This window comes from Kitasatospora sp. CM 4170 (assembly GCF_032110285.1).
Taxonomy (GTDB): Bacteria; Actinomycetota; Actinomycetes; order Streptomycetales; family Streptomycetaceae; genus Kitasatospora; species Kitasatospora aburaviensis.
The window spans coordinates 7,635,626-7,655,299 of sequence record NZ_CP134877.1 but is presented as its reverse complement, the minus strand read 5'-3'; the positions used below and the strand labels follow the sequence as shown (position 1 = coordinate 7,655,299).

General features: G+C 75.7%; 8 protein-coding genes. 6 read left to right on the top strand and 2 right to left on the bottom strand.

The features are described 5' to 3' along the window. Window positions 1-65: 65 nt before the first annotated feature. The 4 genes from RMN57_RS32250 (at window position 66) to RMN57_RS32235 (ending at window position 4,695) form a co-directional block, all read left to right on the top strand. Window positions 66-1,328: a MurT ligase domain-containing protein gene (locus RMN57_RS32250; protein ID WP_313766820.1), complete on the top strand. Its 1,263-nt coding sequence runs from the start codon at window positions 66-68 to the stop codon at window positions 1,326-1,328. Window positions 1,329-1,377: 49 nt separating this feature from the next. After that, complete coding sequence (locus RMN57_RS32245; protein ID WP_313766819.1) at window positions 1,378-2,106, top strand: glutamine amidotransferase-related protein; 729 nt, start codon at window positions 1,378-1,380, stop codon at window positions 2,104-2,106. A 349-nt stretch (window positions 2,107-2,455) separates the two neighbouring features. Further along, window positions 2,456-3,481 (top strand): 6-phosphofructokinase, encoded by a 1,026-nt coding sequence (locus RMN57_RS32240; RefSeq protein ID WP_313766818.1) that lies wholly within the window; start codon window positions 2,456-2,458, stop codon window positions 3,479-3,481. Between the two features lie 218 nt (window positions 3,482-3,699). Further along, the gene (locus RMN57_RS32235) at window positions 3,700-4,695 is read left to right on the top strand and encodes a 2-hydroxyacid dehydrogenase (protein WP_313766817.1); all 996 of its coding nucleotides are present in this window, start codon (window positions 3,700-3,702) and stop codon (window positions 4,693-4,695) included. A 19-nt stretch (window positions 4,696-4,714) separates the two neighbouring features. On the opposite strand, the gene RMN57_RS32230 is transcribed toward RMN57_RS32235, so the two are convergent. Next, window positions 4,715-5,242, bottom strand: coding sequence for an RNA polymerase sigma factor (locus tag RMN57_RS32230; RefSeq protein ID WP_313766816.1), 528 nt, complete (start codon window positions 5,240-5,242; stop codon window positions 4,715-4,717). Beyond that, window positions 5,239-6,489: a phthiocerol/phthiodiolone dimycocerosyl transferase family protein gene (locus RMN57_RS32225; RefSeq protein WP_313766815.1), complete on the bottom strand. Its 1,251-nt coding sequence runs from the start codon at window positions 6,487-6,489 to the stop codon at window positions 5,239-5,241. Before RMN57_RS32225 ends, RMN57_RS32230 begins: the two co-directional genes overlap by 4 nt. Window positions 6,490-7,066: 577 nt before the next feature. On the opposite strand from RMN57_RS32225, the gene RMN57_RS32220 reads away from it, so the two are divergent. Next, window positions 7,067-15,889 carry a non-ribosomal peptide synthetase gene (locus tag RMN57_RS32220; protein WP_313766814.1) on the top strand — a complete coding sequence of 2,941 codons (8,823 nt, stop codon included), beginning with the start codon at window positions 7,067-7,069 and terminating at the stop codon, window positions 15,887-15,889. Continuing rightward, the gene (locus RMN57_RS32215; protein ID WP_313766813.1) at window positions 15,882-19,670 is read left to right on the top strand and encodes a beta-ketoacyl synthase N-terminal-like domain-containing protein; all 3,789 of its coding nucleotides are present in this window, start codon (window positions 15,882-15,884) and stop codon (window positions 19,668-19,670) included. The genes RMN57_RS32220 and RMN57_RS32215 overlap by 8 nt, the downstream gene beginning before the upstream one ends. The last annotated feature ends 4 nt before the right edge of the window (window positions 19,671-19,674 follow it).

Sequence of the window (19,674 nt, the reverse complement as noted above, 5' to 3'; positions counted from 1 at the left end):
CCCGCCGCCCGACGGCTCGTTATCCGGCCCCCGGGCGGTGCCGCAGCAAGGAGGAACCACTGAGCATGGCAGGCACCGAACCGGAGCCCACAGGCGCACGCGACGCCTCGCTGCCCGCCCGCGCCAAGATCGCTGTGACGGCCGGCCGGGTGGCCGCCGCCGTGTCCCGCAAGGCCGGCCGCGGAAGCGGCTCGGTGATCGGCGGCAAGGTCGCCCTCAAGCTCGACCCCGATCTGCTCGCCACCCTGGCCGACCACCTGGACGTGGTGCTGGTCAGCGCCACCAACGGGAAGACCACGACCACCCGACTGATCGCCGAGGCGCTGCGCGCCGCCGGCCCGGTGGTCTCCAACGCCCTCGGCGCCAACATGCCGGCCGGCATCACCTCCGCCCTGGCCGGCGGCTCGGACGCCCGCTTCGGCGTCATCGAGGTGGACGAGAAGTACCTGGCCGGGGTCGCCCGCGACACCCGCCCGAAGGCGATCGCACTGCTCAACCTCTCCCGCGACCAGCTCGACCGCGCCGCCGAGACTCGCATGATGGCCGAGAAGTGGCGCGAGGGCCTCCAGGACACCGAGGCCGTGGTCATCGCCAACGCCGACGACCCGCTGGTGACCTGGGCCGCCTCCTCCTGCAAGAAGGTGGTCTGGGTGGCCGCCGGCCAGGCCTGGAAGGAGGACGCCTGGTCCTGCCCCGCCTGCGGCGGTGTGATGCAGCGCCCCGGCGACGACTGGTTCTGCCAGGACTGCGGCTTCCGGCGCCCCAACCCGCACTGGGCGCTCCAGGGCACCCACGTGATCGACCCGCAGCGCGGCGCCTGGCCGATCCAGCTCCAGCTGCCCGGCCGCGCCAACCTGGCCAACGCCACCAGCTCGGCCGCGGTCGCCGCCGTCTTCGGCGTCGCCCCCCAGGTCGCGCTGGAGCGGATGCGCTCGGTCACCGCCGTGGCCGGCCGCTACGACGTGGTGCAGTACCAGGGCCGCGACATAAGGCTGCTGCTGGCCAAGAACCCGGCCGGCTGGCTGGAGACCTTCTCGCTGATCGACGGCCCCCCGGCTCCGGTCATCCTCTCCGTCAACGCCCTCGACGCCGACGGCACCGACACCTCGTGGCTCTGGGACGTCGACTACGAGCGCCTCGCCGGGCACCCGGTGTTCGTGATGGGCCAGCGCAAGCTGGACCTGGCCGTCCGCCTGGAGGTCGCCGGGCTGCAGTTCCACGTGGTGGACTCGCTGGAGCAGGCCGTCCGGATGGCGCCGCCCGGCCGGATCGAGGCGATCGCCAACTACACCGCCTTCCAGCAGCTGCGGAAGGTCGTGGCCGGCTGATGCCGGCCCAGCAGCCCCATCGAGTGAGCGTGACGGAAGGCCTTCGAGGATGAGTGAGAGCAGCCTGCGCGTGGTCTGGGTCTACCCGGACCTGCTCAGCACCTACGGCGACCGGGGCAACGCCCTGGTCGTGGAGCGCCGGGCCCGCCAGCGCCACCTCAACGTGACCCGGATCGACGTCCGCTCCGACCAGTCGATCCCCACCAGCGGGGACATCTACCTGATCGGCGGCGGCGAGGACCGCCCGCAGCGGCTGGCCGCCGAGCGGCTGCGCGCCGACAGCGGCCTGATCCGGGCCGCCGAGAACGGCGCGATCATCTTCGGCGTCTGCGCGGGCTTCCAGATCATGGGCCGCGAGTTCGTCAACGACCTCGGCGAGCGCGAGCCCGGCCTGGGCCTGCTCGACGTCTGGACCACCCGCGGCGAGGGCGCCCGCTGCGTCGGCGACGTGCTCGCCGACGTGGACCCGCGCCTGGGCCTGCCGCAGCTGACCGGCTTCGAGAACCACCAGGGCGTCACCCACCTCGGCCAGGGCGTCCAGCCCTTCGCCAACGTCACCGTCGGCCGGGGCAACGGCACCGGGGACGGCACCGAGGGCGCCTGGCGGGACACCGTCTTCGGCACCTACCTGCACGGCCCGGTGCTGGCCCGCAACCCCGCCGTGGCGGACATGCTGATCAAGCTGGCGCTGGACGTCAACGCCCTGCCGCCGGCCGACACCACCTGGTACGACGCGCTGCGCGCCGAGCGCATCGCGGCCACTTCGCGCCCCGCGTAGCACGCCCCCCGCCCGGTCCGGGTGCCCGCGATGCGGTCACCCGGCCCACCGGCGGGCCGGACGTACCACAATGGGGCTGCCGGCTGCACACCCTCCTCGGCAGCAGGCTGCACTTCCGCGCGGGGGCGCCGACGGCGCCGCTCCCGCGTCGGCCCCTGCCCGGCCGGACGCAGGGGCCGTATGCTCGACTCCCCGGCCGCTTTCGGGCGTTCCGTCCGAATCGGCCGGTCCTTCACCCCACGGTCGCCTCCCCGTCACCACGGTGCGGGATCGGGCCGCTACGGTGACGGCTCGTCGTCCCAGCCTGTAGTCCGGCCGTTCCTCGGTTCTGCTCGGGAGTTGCAAAGCAATGCGTATTGGAGTGCTGACCAGCGGCGGTGACTGCCCCGGACTGAATGCGGTGATCCGCTCCGTGGTCCACCGGGGGGTGGTCGACCACGGCGACGAGATCATCGGGTTCGAGGACGGCTGGCGCGGTTTCCTGGAGGGCCACCACCGGCCCCTGACCCTCGACTCGGTGAGCGGCATCCTCGCTCAGGGCGGCACCATCCTCGGGTCCTCCCGGGTGCAGCCCAGCCACCTGCGCGACGGCGTCGAGCGCGCCAAGCAGTACTGCGCCGACCTCGGCCTGGACGCCGTCATCCCGATCGGCGGTGAGGGCACGCTCAAGGCCGCCAAGCTGATGAGCGACGCCGGCCTGCCGATCGTCGGCGTGCCGAAGACCATCGACAACGACATCGCCTGCACCGACGTGACCTTCGGCTTCGACACCGCCGTCTCGGTCGCCACCGAGGCGCTGGACCGGCTGAAGACCACCGCCGAGTCGCACCAGCGCGTCATGGTCGTCGAGGTCATGGGCCGCCACACCGGCTGGATCGCGCTCAACGCGGGCATGGCGGCCGGCGCCCACGCGATCGTCGTCCCGGAGCGCCCGTTCCACATCGAGAAGCTCACCGCCGTCGTCCGCGAGCGCTTCGACCGGCAGAAGAAGTTCGCGATCGTGGTCTGTGCCGAGGGCGCCAAGCCCGAGCCCGGCACCATGCACTGGGAGGAGGGCAGCAAGGACATCTACGGCCACGAGCGGTTCACCGGCATCGCCACCCAGCTCTCCCGCGAGCTGGAGCACCGCCTCGGCAAGGAGGCCCGCCCGGTGATCCTCGGCCACACCCAGCGCGGCGGCACGCCGACCGCCTACGACCGGGTGCTGGCCACCCGCTTCGGCTGGCACGCCATCGAGGCCGTCCACAAGGGCGCCTTCGGCCACATCACCGCGCTGCAGGGCACCAACATCAACCTGGTGCCGCTGGCGGAGGCCGTCGCCGAGCTGAAGACCGTCCCGCAGGAGCGCTACGTGGAGGCCGAGACGGTCATCTGACCCGTCCGCCCCTCGCCGCACCGCGGCCCGCAGCACCACCGCACCGGCCCCCGAGCACCCGCTCGGGGGCCGGTGCCGTTCCCGCCCCGGCGGTCGGCGCCGCTCCCGCGCCGGGGCCGCTGCCGTTCCCGCTCGCGGTCGGTGTCATTCCGGCCCGGCGCCCGGCGGCAGCGGCTAGCGTGACCGGTGGACCGGCCCACCACGGAAGGAACCAGTCGATGGAGATCCTCGCGTACGGCGTCCTGACCGACGAGCGGCCGTTGCTGGAACAGGCCTTCGCCGGGCGGCACGAGCTGCGCTGCCTGGACGTCTTCCTGAACCGGGACACCGCCCCGCTGGCCGCCGGCCACCCGGTGGTCAGCAGCAGCGTCAACGCCGTGCTCGACGCCGGGACGCTCGGTGCCCTGGCCGCCGGCGGCACCAAACTGATCGCCCAGCGCTCCACCGGGTTCAACAACATCGACCTGGAGGCCGCCGCCGAGCTGGGCCTGACCGTCGCCCGGGTCTCCCACTACAGCCCCTACGCGGTCGCCGAGCACGCCTGGGCGCTGGCGCTGGCGGTGAACCGGCGGCTCGCCCGGGCCACCGTCCGCACCCGCGAGTTCGACTTCCGGCTGGACGGCCTGCTCGGCCGCGACATCCACGGCATGACCGTCGGCGTCGTCGGCACCGGCAAGATCGGCGCCTGCTTCGCCCGGATCGCCGCCGGCTTCGGCACCGAGCTGCTCGGCTGGGACCTCGCCCCGAACCCGGACTGCCTGGAGCTCGGCATGGCCTACACCGAGCTGCCCGAACTGCTCGGCCGCTCCGACCTGATCAGCCTGCACGTCCCGCTGGTGCCGGCCACCCACCACCTGATCGACGGCGCCGCCCTGGCGCGGATGAAGGACGACGCCATCCTGGTCAACTCCAGCCGCGGCGGCCTCGTCGACAGCGCCGCCCTGGTCGAGACCCTGCGCGCCGGACGGCTGTCCGGCGTCGGCCTCGACGTGTACGAGGAGGAGACCGGCGTCTTCTTCACCGACCGCTCCGTCCGGGGCATCTCCGACGACACCCTCGCCCGCCTGGTCACCTTCCCCCAGGTGCTGGTCACCAGCCACCAGGCCTACTTCACCAGTACCGCCGTCGGCCAGATCATCGACGCCACCGCCCGCAACATCGACGACTTCGCCGCCGGCCGCCGCAACGAGAACACCCTCGTGCCGAGGGAGTAGGCCGCAGAGAGCCCGACCGTCAGCAGACCGGGGTGGCGTTCCAGTGCTGGCGGAAGCGGCGCCGGGCCCGGTGCAGGCGGGACCGGACGGTGCCGACCGGGAGCTGCAGGGTGTGCGCGATCTCCTCCTCGCTCAGGCCCAACACCCTGAGCGAGAGCACCTGTTGGTGCTGACGGGAGAGGCGTTCCAGGATGTCGTCGATGTGCACCACGTCCAGCGGGTCGGCGGTCTGGGTGACCTCCGGGAGCGCGTCCGCGGCGGAGGCCACCGAGAGCCGGGCGGCGCGCACCGCCTCACGGACGGCGATGGCGCGCACCCAGCCGTAGAACGCCCCGGTGTCCCGCAGGCCGTGCACACCGCGGTAGACCGCGAGCAGAGCCTCCTGGACGGCGTCCGGGCCGTGCCGCCGGGCGATCGGCGTGCACACCCGGGAGACGTAGGGCGCGATGTGGGCCAGCAGGTCGTTGAGCGCCTGCCGGTCGCCGGCCCGTGCCCGGACGAGCAGCTGCGCCGCGGTCGCGGCCGGGCTCGTGTCGACCGCCGTCAAGACGCGGCGCTCCCGGTCGGCCCGCCGAGCGCGGCGAGGTCCAGGAGCGCGGCCTGCACGTCGTCCCGGAGGGCTGCCATGAAGGGGCCGCTGAAGCACTCCGTCCAGTACGGGAACTCCACCGCGAGGCGCCCGGCGAAGGTGGTCACGCACGCCATCAGCGGGCTGCGCCCGGCCTGCGGGAAGTACTGCTCCCGCGCCGGAACCAGCCGCACGTCGAGCAGTTCCAGCCCCTCGGGCAGGGGCGGGGCCGCGACGGCCCCCATGTTGGTGGCGATCACCGTGCCGGCCATCAGCGGCGGGAACTCCGCCACCCGGGGCATGATGCGCACCTCCAGCGGCGGTTCGCCGGCCTCCAGGGCCCGGCGCAGTCCGCCGGTCACCGTACGGGCCAGCTCCACCGGCTCGCTGTCCGGGGCGACGTCGAGCGCCTGGACGTTGGAGGTGACGGCGGCGATCATCAGCTCGCGCGGCACCGGGGGCGTCATGCGGGAGCGCAGGTCGACGGGTGACAGGCAGCCGAGCGTCCGCGGGCCCTCACCGGGCAGCCGCCGCCGGGCGGCGACCAGCAGGGCGCCGGCGACCAGTCCCTGCACCGAGACGCCGAACGCGGCCGCCGCGCGGCGCAGTTGGAGGGTCCGTTCGGCGTCCAGCCGCAGTCGGGCGATCTCGATCCGGCCGCCCTCGACCCCGCCCGCGGCGTCGTAGGGCACCAGCTCGACCGGGCGGGCCCGGGCGGCGGCCACCCGGCGGTCGAAGTACCGGGCGACCTCCTCCTCGGGACAGGGCGGCAGCTGCTCGGTCAGCGGCGCCGGCCAGTCGGTGCACCAGGGTTCCGGGGCCGTGCCGGGTGCGGCGAGCAGCTGCGCGTAGCGGTCCCAGAGCGCATGGTGCAGCGCGATGGCGCTGTGGCCGTCGGTGACGGTGTGGTCGACGACCAGCACCACGGTGTCGGTGCCGCCGCCGCGCAGCAGCGTGGCGCGGACCAGCGGGCCGCCCACCGGCAGCGGGGCGTTGAGTTCGTCGGCGTAGCCGTGGTCGGCGTCCTCCCGCACCAGCAGGCGCGGCGGGGTGTCGAGCTCCTGGAGGACGAACCCGGCGTCCTCGCGTGCGATGCGGCAGCGCAGTGGCGGGTGCTTGGCGGTCAGGTCCGCGAAGGCCGCGGTGAGCACCTGCGGGTCGACCCCGCCCGACACCGCGCAGGAAATGACGGCCCGGCTCCGCTGGCCGACGTAAAGCGTTTCCACGGGGCATAGCAAGCGCTGCATGGTGAGCCTTTCGAGCTTTGGAACGGCGCACTGTTCGGTCCTACGGATGGCGAGCCGATCAGGTTCGACCGAATCCGGATTTCCGCAGCAAGATTCGTGTCCCCCGTAGCTGCGGCGGACCCGCCGAAGGGGTCCGCGCGCTCAGCTTTTCACCTGGTCGCGTACGCGCCAAGGTCGCCTCTCAGACATGGCCGAATCGCGTCTTCCGGCGGGTTCTCGGCCAAATCAGCCCCGGCACGGGATCCGGAAGTTCCACATCCGAGCTGGCCGGACGCATCGATTGCCCACTTTTGTCCCGACCGGCCACCGGCAAAGTTGACCTTGACCCGACAAGTGGGGCTCCTGATAATGAGGCCTGAATGATCACCGTCGCCAATGCATTCAGCAGTGCGACGCGCCTCCACGCCGGGCTCCGTTCAGCCCGAATTCACCTTTCACTTTCTTGAGCTTTCCGTGGGTACGCCGGCGGCTTTCCTCGCGCGCGCCCCGACTCCTGCTCGAAGACATCGGTCGGTCTCTCCGGCGGTATTCCCGCTCCGCGCTGAAGGTTGGTGCAATGTCAGTCCACGAGGAAGAACTCCGGCCACTGTCGGGCGCCCAGGAAGGAATCTGGTTCGCCCAGCGGCTCGACCCCGCCAATGGCGCCTACAACACCGGCGAGTACGTCGAGATCCACGGCCGCATCGACCCGGCGCTGTTCGAGACCGCCCTGCGGCGCACGGTGGCGGAGGCCCAGACCTTCGCGCTGCGCTTCCGCGACACCCCGGACGGACCGTGCTGCGTGCTGCCCGCCGAGCCGGCCGACTGGCCGCTGCACCGGGTCGACCTGAGCGCGGAGCCCGACCCGCGGGCCGCGGCCGAGGAGTGGATCCGCGCCGACCTGGCCGCCGCCGTGGACCTGGAGAGCGGCCCGCTGTTCACCCACGCGCTGTTCACGCTGGGCGCCGACCACTACGCCTGGTCCCTGCGCGCCCACCACATCCTGCTGGACGGCTACAGCTACAAGCTGGTGGCCCGCCGGCTGGCCGAGACCTACAGCGCGCTGGCCGCGGGCGGCGAGGTCCCGCCGGATCCGTTCGGCCCGATCGGCCCGCTGCTGGAAGCCGATGCCGAGTACCGGTCCTCGGAGCGCTTCGCCCGGCACCGCGCGTACTGGACCGACCGGCTCGCCGACGCGCCCGCGCCGGTGCGGCTGAGCGGGCGCACCGCGCCGCCGGTCCACTCGTTCCGCCGCCGCGCCACCGTGCTGCCCGACGCCGAGGGCCTGGCGGCCGCCGCCGGCCGGTTCGGCGCCTCCCGCACCGACCTGCTGGTGGCCGCGGTGGCCGCCTACCTGCACCGGGCGACCGGCGCGGAGGACCTGGTGCTCGGGCTGGCCACGATGAGCCGCCTGGGCTCGGCCGCGCTGCGCACGCCGGGCACCACCTCCGACATCCTGCCGCTGCGGGTCGCGGTGAGCCCGGGCACCACGGTGGGCGACCTGGTGCGCGGGGTCGCCGCCGAGCTGGCCGCCCTGCGGCGCAACCAGCTCTACCGCGGCGAGTACCTGCGCCGTGACCTGGGCCTGCTCGACGGAGGGCGGCGGTTGTACGGGCCGGTGGTCAACCTGATCCCGTTCAGCGAGGACCTGCGCTTCGGCGGGCACCCGAGCACCTCGCACCACCTCACCGGCGGCGCCGTCGAGGACCTGCAGATCAACGTCCGCCCCGCCGAGGACGGTCCCGGGCTGTGGCTGGCCTTCGACGCGAACCCCGCGGCGTACACCGAGCAGGAACTGACCGCACACCAGCAGCGCTTCGTGCACCTGCTCGACCAGCTGGCCACCGCCGAGCCCGGCCTGCCGCTCGCCCGCACCTCCCTGCTGCTGCCGCACGAGCACCGGCAGCTGCCCGAACTCGCCCCGGCGCCGCCGCTGCCCGCCGCCCTCACCGCGGCGGCCCGCGGCACCCTGCCGGCCCGGTTCGAGGAGCAGGCGGCCCGCGCCCCGCAGGCGCCGGCCGTCACCGACGAGCACGCCACCCTGACCTACGCCGAGCTGAACGACCGGGCCAACCGGCTCGCCCGGCTGCTGGCGGCCCGCGGCGCCGGCCCCGGCCGGCTGGTGGCGCTGGCCCTGCCGCGCACCGCCGAGCTGGTCACCGCCGTCCTAGCCGTGCTCAAGACCGGGGCCGGCTACCTGCCGCTGGACCCGGCCCAGCCCGCCGAGCGGCTGCGCCTGGTGACCGAGGACGCCGCGCCGCTGCTCACCGTCACCGACGTCGGCAGCGCCGGGAAGCTGCCGGCCGACGGCCCGGTACCCGTGGTGCTCGGTGCCCCGGCGGCCGAGCGGGAGCTCGCCGTGCTCTCCCCCGCCGACCTCACCGACGCCGACCGGACCGCGCCGCTCACCCCGGACACCGTGGCGTACGTCATCCACACCTCGGGCTCGACCGGCCGGCCGAAGGGCGTGCCGGTCCCGCACGGCAACGTGCTGCGCCTGTTCGCCGCCGCCGGGGACTTCGCGTTCGGGCCCGAGGACGTGTGGACGCTCTTCCACTCCTACGCCTTCGACTTCTCCGTCTGGGAGCTGTGGGGCGCGCTGCTGCACGGCGGTCGCCTGGTGGTCGTCCCGTACGCGGTCTCCCGTGCGCCCGGGGACTTCCTGGAGCTGCTGCGGCGCGAGCGCGTCACCGTGCTCAACCAGACGCCCTCGGCCTTCCACCAGCTGGTGCGGGCCGACCAGGAGGCGCCCGCCGGGGCCGCACCGCTGGCCCTGCGCTACGTCGTCTTCGGCGGCGAGGCGCTGGAGGCCGCCCATCTGCGCCCCTGGCTGGACCGGCACGGGGACCGGGGCCCGGAACTGGTCAACATGTACGGCATCACCGAGACCACGGTGCACGTCACCCACCACCGGGTGACCCGGGAAGCGGTCGAGGAGCCCAACTCGCGGGGCACCATCGGCGTCCCGCTCGCCGATCTGCGGGTGTACGTGCTGGACCACTGCCTGCAGCCGGTGCCGCCCGGCACGGTGGGCGAGATGTACGTCGCCGGCCCCGGCCTGGCGCTCGGCTACCTGGACCGGCCGGGGCTGACCGCGCAGCGCTTCGTCGCCGACCCGTTCGGTGCACCCGGCTCCCGGATGTACCGCACCGGCGACCTCGCCCGGCGCGCCGGGGACGGCACCCTGGAGTACCGGGGCCGGGCCGACCAGCAGGTCAAGATCCGCGGCTTCCGGATCGAACCGGGCGAGATCGAGGCCGCCCTGGTCGCTCACCCCGCGGTGGCCCAGGCGGCCGTGGTGGCCCGCGACCTGGGCGGCGACCGGGTGCTGGTGGCGTACGCGGTGCCGGCGCCCGCCGAGCGGCCCGACCCGGCCGCACTCCGGGCCCACCTGGCCGGGCTGCTGCCCGAGCACCTGGTGCCGGCCGCCTGCGTGCTGCTGGAGGCGCTGCCGCTGACCGGCAACGGCAAACTGGACGCGGCCGCGCTGCCGGCGCCGGACTTCGCCGCCGCGGCCGGCGGCCGGGCCCCGGACACCGCCGAACAGGCCCTGGTCTGCCGGCTGTTCGAGGAGGTGCTGCGCCTGCCGGAGGGCAGCGTCGGCCGCGACGACAGCTTCTTCGCCCTGGGCGGCCACTCGCTCAGCGCCACCCGACTGCTCTCCCGGCTGCGGCTGGAGACCGGTCAACAGGTGCCGGTGGCGGCGCTGTTCGACGCCCCGACGCCCGCCGGGGTGGCCGGGCGGCTGACGCCCGGCGGTCCGCGGTCGCAGGCCCGCCCGCCGCTGGCGCCCGCCGGGCGTCCCGAGCTGCTGCCGCTCTCCCACGGGCAGGAGAGCATGTGGTTCCTCAACCGGATCGACGCCTCCGGCGCCACCTACAACATCCCCCTGGTGGTACCGCTGGCCGGCGGGCTGGACGTCGGGGCGCTGCGTGCGGCGCTGGCCGACCTGGCCGACCGGCACGAGAGCCTGCGCACCCTGCTGACCGAGACGGACGGACGGCCCCGGCAGCGGGTGCTGCCCGCCGGGGAGCGCGCCCCGCAGCTGACGGAGGTCGACTGCCCGGCCGAGGAGGTCGCCGCGCAGCTGACCGCCACGCTGCGCCACCGCTTCGACCTGGCGGGCGAACTGCCGCTTCGCGCCTGGCTGCTGGGCACCGGCCGGGACCGCGTCCTGGTCCTGGTCCTGCACCACAGCGCCGGTGACGGCTGGTCGCTGCGCCCGTTGGCCGACGACCTCTCCGCGGCCTACGCGGCCCGGCTCGCGGGCCGGGGCCCGGGATGGCGCCCGCTGCCGGTGCAGTACGCCGACTACGCGCTCTGGCAGCGCCGCCTGCTCGCCCCGCCGCCGGCCGGGACGGGCCTGCTGGAGCAGCAACTGACCTTCTGGCGCCAGGCGCTGGCCGGCCTGCCGGAGGACGCCGGGCTGCCCGCGGACCGGCCCCGGGGCACCCGGCCCGGCGACGGCGCGGCCCGCACGCTGACCGTGGACGCCGGACTGCACCGGGCGCTGCTGCGGCAGGCCGAGGACGGCGAGGCCAGCCTGTTCATGGTGCTGCAGGCCGCGCTGGGCGCGCTCCTCACCCGGTGGGGCGCCGGCCCGGTGGTCGCGATCGGCACGCCCGTCGCCGGCCGTACCGACCCGGCGCTGGACGACCTGGTCGGCCTGCTGACCAACACGCTGGTGCTGCCCACCGACGCCTCCGGCGACCCGGACTTCCGCACCCTGCTGGCCCGGGTGCGGGCCGTCGACCTGGCCGCCTACGACCACCAGGACGTTCCGTTCCCGCTGCTGGTGGAGGCCCTCAACCCGCCCCGGCACCCGGCCAGGCACCCGCTGTTCCAGGTGATGCTGGCGCTGCAGAACGCGGGCGAGGCCGTGCTGCGGCTGGGCCCGACCACGGCGCCGCTGCGGCCCACCGCGACCGGCACCGCCAAGTTCGACCTGTTCCTCGACGTGGTCGAGCGGACCGACGAGCAGGGCGCCCCGGCCGGCCTGGACTGCCATCTGGAGTACGCCACCGAGCTGTTCGACGCCCCCACGGCCGAGGGGCTGGCGCAGGCGCTGCACCGGCTGTTGACCGCGGTCGCCGCCGACCCGGCGCAGCGGCTCGGCGCACTGCCCGCTCCCCCGTCACCGCACGGCGCGGCCGATCCGGCCCCGCCCGGCCCCGACCCGGCGGCGCTGGAGCGCGCCGCACTGGCCACCGGCGGGCTGCGCGCGGCGGCCGCCGTCCGCGAACCGGACGGCCGGCCGCGGCTGTTCGCGGTGCCCGCCCGCGCGGGGGCCGCCGAGCAGACCGCACGCGCGCTCGGCACCGACGCCCGGCTGACCGTGGTCGGCGCCCTGCCGTACGACGCCGACGGCGCGCTGGACACCGCCGCGCTGACGGGCCTGCCCCCGCTGGACCGGGTGACCGCCGAACAGTGGCAGCGCGCACTGGCGGCGCTGCCCGGCGTCCGCGCGGCCACCGTCGACCTGGAGGACGCGCCCGAGGAGCTGGGCACCCGGCGTCCGGCCGCCGCCCGACGGCGCCCGGCGGCGGAGCGGCCGGCCGGGGCGGCGGCCACCGCGGACACGCCGCTCGCGGTGAGCACCGGCCCCGAGCTGCCGGAGCCCACGGTGGACAGCTGGGCGGCGGCGCTGCGCCGCGCCGCCGCGGCCGGGGAGCACGCGGAGGTGGTGCACGTCCGCGCGGACGGCTCGGAGACCCGGCGCAGCTACGCCTCGCTGGTCCCGGAGGCCTCCCGGGTGCTGGGCGGGCTGCGGGCCCTCGGGCTGCGCCCCGGCGACCGGGTGATCCTGCAGTGCGAGGACACCGAGGACTACCTCGCCGCCCTGTGGGGCTGCATCCTCGGTGGCATCACGGCCGTCCCGCTGACCGTGCCCGCCTCGTACGAGGCCGCCTCGGCGGCCCTGACCAAGCTGGAGGGCATCTGGCGGATGCTGGGCACGCCGCCGGTGGTCACCACCACGGCCGGCGAACCGGGGCTGCGCGGCCTGGCCGAGCGGCGCGGCTGGCCGGAGCTGCGGCTGGCCACCGTGGACGCGCTGCGCCGGGGCCCGGAGGACCGGGACTGGTACCGGGCGCAGCCGGACGACCTGCTGCTGATGCTGATGACCTCGGGCAGCACCGGCCTGCCCAAGGCGGTACGGCTGACCCACCGCAACGTGCTCACCCGCTCGGCGGCCGCCGCCGTCACCAACGACCTGTCGGCCGCCGACGTCTCGCTCAACTGGATCCCGCTGGACCACGTGACCGGCGTGGTGATGTTCCACCTGCGCGACGTCTACCTGACCTGCCGTCAGGTCCATGCGCCGACCGGCTGGCTGCTCCAGGACCCGCTGCGCTGGGTCGACCTGGCCGACCGGCACCGGGTGAGCGTCACCTGGGCGCCCAACTTCGCCTTCGGCCTGCTGGCCGAGCACGCCGACCGGATGGCCGGCCGCCGCTGGGACCTCTCGCCGATGCGGCTGGTGATGAACGCGGGCGAGGTCGTGGTGGCCGCCACCGCCCGCGGCTTCCTGCACGTGCTGCGCCCGTTCGGCCTGCCGCAGGACGTGATGCACCCGGGCTGGGGCATGTCGGAGACCTGCTCGGTGGTCACCGACGTCAGCCTGCCGGGCGAGCCGACCGGGGCGGACGAGTCCTTCGTCAGCTGCGGCCGGCCGTACCCGGGCTTCGCGATGCGGATCGTGGACGGCACCGACCGGGTGCTGCGCGAGGGCGAGGTCGGCCGCTTCCAGGTCCGCGGCACGTCGGTGACCTCGGGCTACCACGACAACGCCAAGGCCAACGCCGAGTCGTTCACCGCGGACGGCTGGTTCGACACCGGTGACCTGGCCTTCCTCCGCGACGGTGAGCTGTACATCACCGGCCGCGCCAAGGACGTCATCATCGTCAACGGCGTCAACCACTACAGCCACGAGATCGAGGCGTGCGTCGAGGAACTCGCCACCGTGGTGCGCAGCTTCACCGCTGCGGTGGCCGTGCGCCCCGATCCGGCGGCGGGCACCGACGAGCTGGCGCTCTTCGTCCACCTGGCCGACGGGGTGGACGCCGCCGCGGCGCTGCGCGAGATCCGCGGCAAGGTGACGCGGGAGATCGGGGTGAGTCCGGCCCATCTGCTGCCGGTCCCGGCGGCCGCGATCCCCAAGACCGAGATCGGCAAGATCCAGCGCACCCGGCTGCGCAAGCGCTTCGAGGCCGGGGAGTTCGACGAGGTGCTGCGGCAGGCGGAGGAGCTGCTGGGCACCGCCGCCACCGTCCCGGACTGGTTCCTGCGCCCGGTGTGGCAGCCCGCCCGGCCGCACCGCGCACCGGGCGGCGCCCCCGGGCACACCCTGGTGCTGGCCGGCCGCGGCGAGCGGGCCGGCGCCGTGGCGGAGCGGGTGGCCGCCGGGCTGCGGGCGGCGGACGGCCGCTGCACCGTGGTGACGGCGGGCCCCGGCTTCGAGCGCGCCGACGCGGCCCGCTACCGGGTCCGACCGGACCACGAGCCCGATCTGGCCCGGCTGCTGGACCGACTCGCACAGGACGGCCGCAGGGTCGACGCGGTACTGCACCTGGGCGCGCTGGACGGCGCCGACCGCGAGCCCGACAGCGTCGCGGAACTGGTCGAGGCGCAGCGCGACGGCGCGCAGTCGCTGCTCGCGCTGGCCCGGGCGCTGGCCGCCCGGGCCGAGCAGCGCACCGCCCCGCTGCCGTTGCTCTTCGCCACCGCCGGTGCCCAGCCGGTGCTGGCGGCCGAGCGGGGCGGCTACCTGCACGCGGCCGCCGGCGGGCTGCTGCGCACGCTGCGCGAGGAGCTGCCCTGGCTCGGCGCCGTCCACGTCGATCTGGCGGCGGACGTCGACGCCGGGGCGGCGGCCGGGGTGCTGCTGACCGAGCTGGCGCTGCCGCCCGGTGAACCGGAGGTCGCCCACCGGTCGGGCGTGCGCCACCTGCGCCGGCTGGCGCCGCTGCCCGAACAGCCGCCGGCCGAACAGCGGTCGGCCGAGCAGCCCCCGGCCGCCGGGCAGGGCGCCGACCCCGAGGCGCCCGGCTTCGTCCTGGTCAGTGGTGGCCTGGGCGGGGTCGGCACGGAGCTGGCCGCCCATCTGCTGCGCACGACCGGCACCCGGCTGCTGCTGGTCGGCCGCACCGCCCTGCCCGACGGGTCCGACCTGGAGCGGGAGCCGGCCACGGGTGGCCCGGCCGCCGACCGGGCCGAGGCGTACCGGCGGCTGCGGGCCATGGGCGAGATCCGCTACGAGGTGGCCGACGTGACCGACCCGGTGCAGCTGCGGGCCGCGGTGGACCGGGCCCGCGACGCGTGGTCGGCGCCGCTGGCCGGCGTGCTGCACCTGGCCGGCGACCGGGACGAGGCCCCGGTCACCGAGCTGGATCCGGAGCGCTGGCGGGCCGCGCTGGCGGCCAAGGTCGAGGGCGGCTGGGTGCTGCACCGGCTGGCCGCGGAGCTGGACGCCTCCTACACCGCCTTCTCCTCGGTCAACGGCTTCTTCGGCGGCTCGCTCAACGCGGCCTACGCGGCGGGCTGCGCCTTCCTGGACGCGCTCGCGGTGCGCCACGGGCGCGACGGACGCCCGGTGCGCAGTCTGGCCTGGAGCGCCTGGAAGGGGCGCGGGATGAGCGAGGGCTACCGGTTGGCGGCGCTGACCGAGGCCCGCGGCTACCGCGCCCTCGATCCGGTGGCGGCCCTGCGCTCGTACGACCTGGCAGCCGCGTCGGCCGAGCCGCACCTGCTGATCGGCGCGGACCGCACGGCGCCCTGGGTGCGCGCGCACCTGGCCGGCCCGGCCCGCCCGGTGCAGCGGCTGGCCGGCCGGGTGGTGCTGGCCGACGGCACCGACCTGGGAGCGGTGTGCGCGGGCGCCGGCGAGGCGGCCCGGACGCTGGACGTCGACGGGCACTGGGTGCTGCGGGCCGCGGGGTCCGCCGAGCCCGGCGCGGCCGGGGCCCCGGACGGAGCGGCGGACGCGGCCGACCGGCTGGAAGGGACCATCGCCGGGATCTGGGCCGGGCTGCTGGGCCGGGAGCGGATCGGCCGGGAGGAGAACTTCTTCGACCTGGGCGGCAGTTCGCTGCTGCTGGTGGCCGCGCAGGCCGGGGTGAACGAGGCGCTGGGCACCGACCTGACGGTGGTGGACCTGTTCGGCCACCCGACGGTGCGCGATCTGGCCCGGCACCTCGCTACGACCGGCATGCGCACCGCCGACGGCACCTCGCCCGCCGATCCCGGCGTACCGGAGCCCGACGCCGCCGGCCGGCCCGCCGAGCCGACGGCCCCGAGCGCCGCCTCGGCACTGGACCGGGCCCGCCGGCAGAACCAGCGGCGGCGCACCGCACAGGCCGCCCGCCGTACCACCGCACAGCAGAAGGGCGACAACCATGGCTGACGAACACCTGGCCACCGACGACCCGATGACGGGTGACGACCCCCCGCTGATCGCCGTGATCGGCATGGCCGCCCGGTTCCCGGGCGCGGCCGACGTCGACGGGTTCTGGGCCAACCTGGCCGCCGGGCGGGACTCGATGCGGCAGGTCGACGACGACGAGTTCCTGGCCGCCGGCGGCGACCCGGCGGACCTGGCCGACCCCGACCTGGTCCGCACGGTCTCCGTCCTGGAGGGCATCGACCGGTTCGACGCCGCGTTCTTCGGCTACAGCCCGACCGAGGCCGCCGTGGTGGACCCGCAGCAGCGCCTGCTGCTGGAGACCGCCTACCACGCGGTGGAGGACGCGGGGTACGCCGGCGGCTTCGGCGACCGGCAGGTCGGGGTGTACGCGGGGGCGGGCGACAGCCGCTACTACCCGTCGCACCTGCACCCGCAGTACGCCGGCCGGCCCGGCTCGGTCGCCCTGGTGCACGCGGCCACCAGCAACTCGCTGGGCACCCTGGCCACCCGGGTCTCCTACGAGCTGGGGCTGACCGGGCCGAGCCTGTCCCTGCAGACCGCCTGCTCCACGGCCCTGGTCGCCGTCCACCAGGCCTGCCAGGACCTCATCGACTACCGCTGCGACACCGCCCTGGCCGGGGCGGTGTCGGTCAACCCCTCGGCGCTGCTGGGCTACCGCTGGGTGCCCGGCGGTCCGTTCTCGCCGGACGGGTACTGCCGGGCCTTCGCCGCGGACGCGGCCGGTACCTCCTCCGGCGACGGGGTGGGCGTCGTGGTGCTCAAGCGCCTGGAGGACGCGATCGCCGACGGGGACCGGATCCGCGCGGTGGTGCGCGGCTCGGCGGTGAACAACGACGGCCGCCGCAAGGTCGGCTTCACCGCGCCGAGCCCGGCCGGCCAGACCGAGGCGGTGCTGGCCGCGCAGTTGGCGGCCGGCGTCACCGCGGACACCATCGGCCTGGTCGAGGCGCACGGCACCGCGACCGCGATGGGGGACCCGGTCGAGGTCGCGGCGCTCACCGAGGCGTTCCGGCACAGCACCGACGAGCGCGGCTACTGCGCGCTGGGCTCCGTGAAGACCAACATCGGGCACCTGGGCGCGGCGGCGGGCATCGCCGGTTTCGTCAAGGCCGTCCTCGCCCTGGAGCACCGCCGGATCCCGCCGACCCTGCACTTCGAGCGGCCCAACCCGCTGATCGACTTCGCCGCCACCCCGTTCCGGGTCCCGACCGCGCTGGAGGACTGGCCGTCCGGCCGGCACCCGCGCCGCGCCGCGGTGAGCGCCTTCGGCGTCGGCGGCACCAACGCGCACGTCGTGCTGGAGGAGGCGCCGGCCGTCCCGGCGGACTCGCGGGCGCCGGAGCAGGCGCGCTGGCGGGTGCTGCCGCTGTCGGCCCGCACCCCGGGCGCCCTGCGCGGCCAGGCCGACGAGCTGGCCCGGCGGCTGGCGGACGACCCCGGGCTGCGGCTGGCCGACGTCGCCCACACGCTGACCGGGCACCGGCCGGCGATGCGGCTGCGTTCGGCGGTCACCGTGCGCACCGTCCGGGAGGCGGTGGCCGCGCTGCGCGCGCCGCTGCCCGAGCCGGTGGAGGTGGCGGACGGCGCGCCGCGGCCGGTGGCCTTCCTGTTCCCCGGCGGTGGCACCCAGTACGTGGGCATGGGCACCGGGCTGTACCGGGCCGGCGGGGTGTACCGGGACGCGGTGGACGACTGCGCCCGCATCCTGCGGCCGGGGCTCGGCGCGGACCTGCGCACCGCGCTGTTCGAGCAGGTGGACCCGGCGTCCGCCGAGGCGTTCCTGGCGCTGGTGGTCACCCAGTACGCGCTGACCGCGGAGCTCGCCGAGCGCGGGGTGCGGCCGGACGCGATGATCGGGCACTCGCTCGGCGAGTACACGGCCGCCTGCCTGGCCGGGGTGTTCACCCCGGAGGAGATGCTGCCGCTGGTCCACGAGCGGATCCGGCTGATCACCGCCTGCGGCGGTGCCACGGTCGGGGTGGCGCTGGGCGAACGGCAGCTGCGGCCGTTCCTCACCGAGGGGGTCTCACTGGCCGCCGTCAACGGCCCGGCCGCCTGCACGGTCGCCGGCCCGGTGGCCGCGGTGGCGGAGCTGGAACGGCGGCTGGCGGACGCCGGGGTGACGTTCCGCCGGCTCCGGATGCCGGCCGCGGCGCACTCCGCCGTGCTCGACCCGGTGCTCGGCGAGCTGGCCGGGCACCTGCGCGCGGCCCCCCTGCGCCCGCCGCGCATCCGCTACGTCACCAACGTCACCGGCGACTGGGTCACCGACGCGCAGGCCGGCTCGGCGGAGCACTGGGTCGCCCACACCCGGCGGACCGTGCGGTTCGCCGACGGCGTCCGCACGCTCTGGGAGCGCGGCAACCCGGTGCTGGTCGAGATCGGCCCCGGGGACACCCTGCTGAAGCTGGCCGGCGCCGCGCTCGGCGAGCAGGCCCCGGTGGTGGGGGTGACCACGATGCGGCACGCCAAGGCGGAGAGCCCGGACGAGCAGGTGCTGGCGGCCGCTCTGGGCCGGCTGTGGAGCGCCGGCATGGCCGCGCTGCCCGGTCCCGACCCGGCCGAGCAGGTGCGTCCGGTCCCGCTGCCCGGCTACGCGTTCGACCGCCGGCGGTACTGGATCGACGCCCCCGGGGCCCGCCCGGCCGAGGCGGCGGACGGCCCGGCCGGAACCCCCGCCGGACGCTCCCCGCGCCCGTACCTGACGACCGAGCAGGTGCCGCCGCGCACCCCCCTGGAACAGGCGGTCACCGAGGCCTGGGAGGCGGTGCTCGGTGTCGAGGGCATCGGTGTCGACGACAACTTCTTCGACCTGGGCGGCGACTCGATGCGCGGCGTGCTGCTGGTCGGCCGGCTGCGCGAGGCCGGGGTGCTGGACGTGCCGGCCGCGGCGCTGCTGTCGGCCCCGACCGTGGCCCGGCTGATCACGGCCGCCGGCCGCGGCGGTGGCCCCGACGCCTTCGCCCCGCTGCTGCCGCTGCGCGCCGAGGGCGGGCAGAACCCGCTGTTCTGCGTGCACCCCGGGGCGGGCGTGTCCTGGCGGTACTCCGGGCTGCTGCCCCACCTCGGCGCCGACCAGCCGGTCCACGGCATCCAGGCCCTCGGGCTGGACGGGCGGCGGCCGCCGGCCGCGGACGCCGCCGCGATGACCGACGCGTACGTGGCGCTGCTGCGCGAGCACCGGCCGCACGGCCCGTACCGGCTGCTCGGCTGGTCCTACGGCGGTTTCGTGGCGCACGCCGTCGCCTGCGCCCTGCAACGGCAGGGCGAGCAGGTGGAGTTGCTGGCGATGCTGGACGCGCCGCAGCCGTACGGCCTGCCCTGGACGCCGGAGCAGATCGAGTCCCAGGTGGCGGCACTGCTGCTGCGGGTGGCGGGCCTGGAGCCGGGCGACGGGCCGCTGCCGACCGTGGCCGGGGTGCTGGCGCGGCTGTCCGGGGCCGACGGCGCGACGTCGCCGGTGACCGGGGCGGAGGCCGAACGGATCGCCGAGGTGATGCGCAACAACCTGCGCATCGCGCCCGACTTCGCGCCCGGGGTCTTCGAGGGCGACGCGCTCTTCTTCACCGCGAGCGCGGACCGGCCCGCCGCGGACGGGGCGGACGACCCGTCCCTGACGCCCGGCAAGGCCGAGGCCTGGCGCCCGTACGTCACCGGCACCCTGCACGACCGTCCGGTCGCCTGCAGCCACTACGGCATGACCGAACCCGGGCCGATGGCCGAGATCGGCGCGGTGCTGGCCGCCGCGCTGAAGTCGTGAACGA